Genomic DNA, 5512 nt, shown 5'->3' with positions numbered 1-5512 from the left:
GTCCAGAATGCCTTTCTTCTCCATCGCGTTCAGAATCATACCGATGTTATCGTCCATATGGCGCACACCGCAATCGTACCCGTCAATCATACGGCGGAGATCATTGCGATCCACAAGCTCCCCGGGATGACGGGGATATTGGGGCGAGACACGGTTGTTATACATGTTGATCTCGTGCGCGCTGTGCGGTCCCACCTTTTCACGGTGCGCTGCAAATATATCATCGGTAATCCACTCCGGGAGCGGATCGTCCTTGAACGGGTTCCCGAATTCCTCCGGCGCACGATATGGCGTATGCGGGTCCCAATAATTTACGTAAAGCATCCAATCATCCTGCTCGGCATTGCGCTCAAGCCACTCGAGCACGACCGGCGTCACCTCCTCGGCCGACTCCATGCCGCCCTTGCCCGTATTGTAAATTTCATTGAAGCCGGCATAGAACGTCCAGGCGGTGTGCCTTTCTCCGAACGGGCTGACAAGTGAGGTTTTCATCCCCGCGCTGCGGAACAGCGAAGGGAAGCTTTCACTGGCCAGCCTGCTGCGGAAATCGCGGGATTCGCCTTCATGGCGCACATCCGCAGCTGTCCCTCCGTGACCGACAACCCCGTTATGAATGCCGAATCTTCCTGTCATAAGCGCCGTTCTAGAGGGGAAGCACGGCGCATCGGACGTGTAATAATTATCGAAACGGACTCCTTCGGCGGCGATCCTGTCAATATGGGGGGAGGTATTCCTATGGTATCCGTAACAACCAAGATGGTCAGGTCTGGTGGAATCAAGATCAAGCAGCAATACTCGCATCGTTCAATCTCCTTTACTTCGATTACTAGTTGTTCGTCCCTGCAACTGCTGCAGCTCCCTGCAAGTAATTAGCCCTTGGCATCACCTGCTTTGAGAATTCGCCCTAATCTCCCGCAACGGTACCGCTTGCCGTGCTCTCATTCGCCCGGTGACTTCCTTGCTTTCATGTCGTTATCCCTTTCCCTAGAATGATAACGCCTTCTTTAAGCATTATCTTCAGTATAAGAGTCAGCCCTTTTCTTTGTCGATGTACATAATCTCCGGAAGATGTACATTTCAACACTAACTTGAAGATTTCAACACGTTTTCGTTTACACTATGATAATTATCAATGCTATAATAAAGGCAACTATTTTCATTAAATGGGTGATGCTTATGCTGACAATTAGAGCTGTACATTTTGACGATTTCATCCCGAATTGGCGTACGCATTCCGAGGTTATCAATTACAATGTGCTTGTTCTTGTCATGGAGGGCAAAGTTACTTACAGGATTGAAAACGAAGATTATACCGGTGAACGGGGAGACTTTATGTTTATTCCAGATGGCTCGCGTCGCGCCGGTGAAAATCACCCTTCCGGACCACACCAAAAGTTTACGATCATCTTCAACTATGAAGTTGATGCTATGCCATTCATTCCTTTTCTTCACGATAAGAAATTTGTACATTTCAAGCTGTGGAGGCTCCAGTACTTGCATAGAAGATTTGAACGTTTATATGAGGAAATGCGCCAGGGGGAGAACTTTAGAACCTTCATTTGTCACGGCATCCTGCAAGAGCTGATTGGCATCATCGCAAGAGAACTAGAGAAGCCCGAGGTTATACCGATCAAAACGAAATATGCCGATATGATAAAACACTATTTGCTAGACCACTACCGCGAACAGATTGAAATCAAGGATCTGGCACGATTAATTCAGCGTTCACCGAACTATACGATCGCCGTATTCCGAGAAGTTATCGGACAATCGCCGATCAAATACATCCATCAATTGCGCGTGATTGAAGCATGTAACCTGTTGTTGAACTCCGACATGTCCATCTCCAATATCTCAAACTATTTAGGCTACTATGACACCTCTTACTTTTTCCGAGTATTCAAAAAATACACCTCGATGTCACCTACAGACTTCATGACCTACGGGAACCAGCAGGACGCGGCCCAGTTGTTCACCTGAGCTCTGTACCATAGCAAAACAGCCCGCAGGTATCTGCGGGCCCGGTTATAAAGAAGGAAACTATCTATTGTCGCTAGCCGCAACGACGCGAAACCTGATACTCCCCGATAATCCCCTCAATAATATCTGCCATGCGATTGATATGCTGACGCTTTAATTTCCACTGAAATATAAGTAAGTTACATTTATGAATGTAGTTGTGAATTCCAACTTGATGCCCCTCATCATGAATTCTTCGTATCAAATGTGGATACTGTTCAGCTTTACTACCAAGTACAAAGAACGTTGCCAACACATCATATTGCTTCAGCAAATCTAGTAGTTCAGGTGTATAGCGTGGATCAGGGCCGTCATCTAAAGTAAAGTCAGCCTGTTGTGCTTGTATACCTTTCTTATATACACCTAGACCAAAGACTCGTGACAATATTACGGGAATCATCATTTACACAAAGGAACCGATTAAAAACAGGACAGGTAGCCATTGAGTCATGATTGCACTTCTTTTGATAATGATGTAACAACGATTGTCTAGACATCATCAACATCATTGGAACCAGCTTTGAAGAGCTCTGCTTCACAAGTTGCCTACCTACGGGATGCAGCACTCGTAGTAGAAATCTCAGGTATAATGTTAGCCATATTCTAAGACACTTTGATTGAATCGGATGTTGTTTAAACCCTAATCTGTTCTACGTTCTTACAGCCAATTATCTTTGTAATCTTTTTCTTTGGTATGCTTTATCTCTAGCACGAACTTAAAGTTTTCTTTGAGTTTCATTAATGGGCTAATCTATCATGATAATATACATGGAGGAAAAGCTCTATGAAAAGGCGAATGGTCAGCTTGTTTGTAGCGTTGCTACTGAGCTTACCCCTCCCTGCTGCCTATACAGCAAGTGAGAATACAAAGTCAGACTCTCATTAAGGGTTATGGGGATGGTAGAAAGTTAATGCTGCAGGAGGCAATTTGGAAACCTCAATTGCATGAATGATAATTCTCGTAAAATAAGTTCAAATCATATAATGGTCCTTCACTGTAAAGGAGTGAGTCTGATGCTGGTTCTTGGAAGAAAACCCGGACAATACATAGTAATCAACGAAAAAATTATCATAAAGGTAATTAAAAGTGAAGAGGGGCATTTACGCTTGGCTATTGAAGCGCCAAAAGATATCTCTATCGTTCGCGGAGAATTACTTTCGGAATTTTCTGACTAAATGATTCTGAAGATTTATGCAACACTAGTGACCCTTCTATTTACTTGCAGCTTTCCTTAGATATTTAAACAAGGACTTGCTTCGTCTGGGCAAAGCCTATGAGATGCCCAAGCCCATTTTTCTCAAACGACTGAAACCATAGGCTTTCGTAATTTAGGATAATAACTTTCAAATTTTTTTTTCAAAAAGACTAAACATTTCAAATACATTGTCGATATATAAATTAATCTCATATTCGATTACTCATGGACGAGTAAATACGCATGTAGTTTCAAGGAGGAACATTTGAAACAGATGCCTATTTATTCGTCTTTTTGCTGTTTAAATGTAGTTTTTTACAATTGAATACTTATTAAATAATTACGAGACTTAGGATGAGCAAATGAGTCGCCGTCATTCTTCAGGAGGAAGAAGGGCAGTGGTTTGTTTGCTCATTTTTTTATGTCAATTTACTGAGCGGGATAAGGGGATGAGCTAATGCTCGTGTTAGGGAGAAGACCCGGAGAATATGTGCTAATCGACAACAACATTATGGTAAAGGTCATTAAGAGCGATGAAGGCCATTTACGTTTGGCGATTGAAGCACCAAAGCATATTTCTATTGTTCGTGGAGAGTTATGGGAAGAAAACAATATAGCCTTAGAAACGGCAAAAAAGGTCGAAGCTCCTGCCACTTAAGGACGAGTGGTGAAATCAAGGAAGATAACAGTTTGACTTACAAATCCTTGTTTTGGATTAGCGCGCAATCCACCAACGACTTGTGAGTACAGGGTATGCGCTTCAAAGGATGCCAACGGATAGGCACCTAAAACACACCACATGGAGGTAATGAGAAATGAGAATTAACCACAACATTGCAGCACAGAACACGCATCGGCAATTAGCAGGTAACACAGGAGCAACAGGAAAATCTTTAGAGAAATTGTCTTCCGGTCTTCGTATCAACCGTGCGGGCGACGACGCTGCAGGTCTTGCGATTTCCGAAAAAATGCGAGCACAAATCCGCGGATTGGATCAAGCACAGCGCAACGCGCAAGATTCGATATCCCTGATTCAGACGGCAGAAGGCGCTTTGACCGAAACACATAGCATCCTTCAACGTATGAAAGAACTCGCAACGCAAGCTGCCAACGATACGAACACTGCTGATGACCGTGGCGAAATTCAGAAGGAAATCAACCAATTATCAGCTGAAATTAACCGTATTGGTAATACGACCGAGTTCAACACGAAAAAACTGTTAAATGGGGACATTTCGGAAAAATCCGGTGTTGTAACGATTGATAAAACAACTAATCCTTTCAATGCGGGAACGACGACTATTTCGAATCCGGATTTAGATAAGAACAGTTCTCTGAAAGCAGGAAATTATACAGTAGATGTTACAGACACTGTAACGAAATCCGCAACCCATACTGCTGATAATGCAATTAAAAACGTTAGCGTTGGGGCAAACTCAAGTCTTAACAGCGGCGATTATGAAATTCGTATTGGCCAAACGCAAACGAAAAATGCATCGCTTGATACTCCGGCCGGCTCTGTAACAGGCGTTTCGATTGCTCCTACTTCTACTTTGGCTAACGGTGCACATGAAGTAACAATTACAAGAACAGATTCTGTTGCAACCGGCGCATTCACCGGTGCCAATACAGGCCTTACGGCCGATGGTATTACGGTTACAGGTAACAATTCAGTGTCTGGAAGCTTTGATATAAAAACTGTAGGCGTTTTAGGTGCGGTAAACAATGGTACTGTTGCCGCAGGTGCGGCTGGTGCCCTTACTTTGAGTTTAGATAATTCTTCGGCACTGAGCAATGGAGTAGGATATCAACTTGCTTATGCAGATGAAGGCAACGGTATTTTTAGTGTTCAATTAATGGATACCGACGGCACTACAGCTTTAACAGACAAAGTTATTCTTGATAACAACGTACAAAATTATCAATTCAAGGCATTGGGAACATCTAATGACTTCGGTGTGAGCTTTAAAACCGCTACTGGGGTTAACACCACATTAACTGGAGCTAACGCAGCCGGAAATCACCAAACATTTGATGTAAGCAGCACGGTTACATTAAGTCAAGGCGGCAGCACTGTAGGTACTACATCTATTGCTGCAGGTGCTGCTGCAGGTAGTGTAACAATTGGAGATTTYACGATTGCCCACGGCGTTGGTAACACAATTATCAATGGAACTGATAGCTTTACTGTCACTAATGAGCTTGCAGCATCATTTGACAGCGGACCTGACGTAACCTTTACTGCCGGCAGCACAGTTACCTTCGCAAACGGAGTAAGCATTGATACACGTGCTGAT

6 protein-coding genes and 1 pseudogene are annotated in these 5512 nt (G+C 43.6%); 4 read left to right on the top strand and 3 right to left on the bottom strand.

Annotated elements, in window-relative coordinates; translation table 11 throughout:
* Positions 1–801 (bottom strand): sulfatase (locus tag AC1DSE_RS29250; RefSeq protein WP_477528627.1); only part of this gene is annotated, 801 nt, incomplete at its 3' end.
* Positions 802–1176: 375 nt separating this feature from the next.
* Here AC1DSE_RS29250 and AC1DSE_RS29245 point away from each other — a divergent pair.
* Positions 1177–1980, top strand: a complete 804-nt coding sequence (locus AC1DSE_RS29245; RefSeq protein WP_477509239.1) for a helix-turn-helix domain-containing protein — start codon at positions 1177–1179, stop codon at positions 1978–1980.
* Positions 1981–2053: 73 nt separating this feature from the next.
* Here AC1DSE_RS29245 and AC1DSE_RS29240 read toward each other — a convergent pair whose 3' ends face one another.
* Together AC1DSE_RS29240 and AC1DSE_RS29235 are read right to left on the bottom strand one after the other, a co-directional pair.
* On the bottom strand, positions 2054–2422 hold the full coding sequence (locus tag AC1DSE_RS29240; protein WP_477509240.1) for a polysaccharide deacetylase family protein: 369 nt from the start codon (positions 2420–2422) through the stop codon (positions 2054–2056).
* Positions 2373–2654 (bottom strand): annotated as a pseudogene (locus AC1DSE_RS29235) (YkoP family protein); the annotation flags it as partial. The pseudogene AC1DSE_RS29235 and the gene AC1DSE_RS29240, both read right to left, overlap by 50 nt.
* A 379-nt stretch (positions 2655–3033) precedes the next feature.
* Between AC1DSE_RS29235 and AC1DSE_RS29230 the strand changes: the two are divergent.
* The 3 genes from AC1DSE_RS29230 to AC1DSE_RS29220 all read left to right on the top strand — a co-directional run.
* Positions 3034–3195, top strand: coding sequence for a carbon storage regulator (locus tag AC1DSE_RS29230; protein ID WP_147947669.1), 162 nt, complete (start codon positions 3034–3036; stop codon positions 3193–3195).
* 477 nt (positions 3196–3672) lie between these two features.
* A complete protein-coding gene (locus AC1DSE_RS29225; protein WP_076269472.1) occupies positions 3673–3873 on the top strand; it encodes a carbon storage regulator in 201 nt (66 codons plus the stop codon).
* Between the two features lie 157 nt (positions 3874–4030).
* On the top strand, positions 4031–5512 hold a 1482-nt coding region (locus tag AC1DSE_RS29220; RefSeq protein ID WP_477528626.1), incomplete at its 3' end, for a flagellin N-terminal helical domain-containing protein.

Source organism: Paenibacillus sp. 01L418, from assembly GCF_056400045.1.
Note: the sequence above shows the minus strand (reverse complement) of the source record. Positions and strands in the feature narration are given on the sequence as shown.

Coding starts and splice junctions, on each gene's coding strand:
- AC1DSE_RS29245 (WP_477509239.1), top strand. CDS start 1,177: ATGCTGACAATTAGAGCTGTACATTTTGACGATTTCATCCCGAATTGG.
- AC1DSE_RS29240 (WP_477509240.1), bottom strand. CDS start 2,422: ATGATGATTCCCGTAATATTGTCACGAGTCTTTGGTCTAGGTGTATAT.
- AC1DSE_RS29230 (WP_147947669.1), top strand. CDS start 3,034: ATGCTGGTTCTTGGAAGAAAACCCGGACAATACATAGTAATCAACGAA.
- AC1DSE_RS29225 (WP_076269472.1), top strand. CDS start 3,673: ATGCTCGTGTTAGGGAGAAGACCCGGAGAATATGTGCTAATCGACAAC.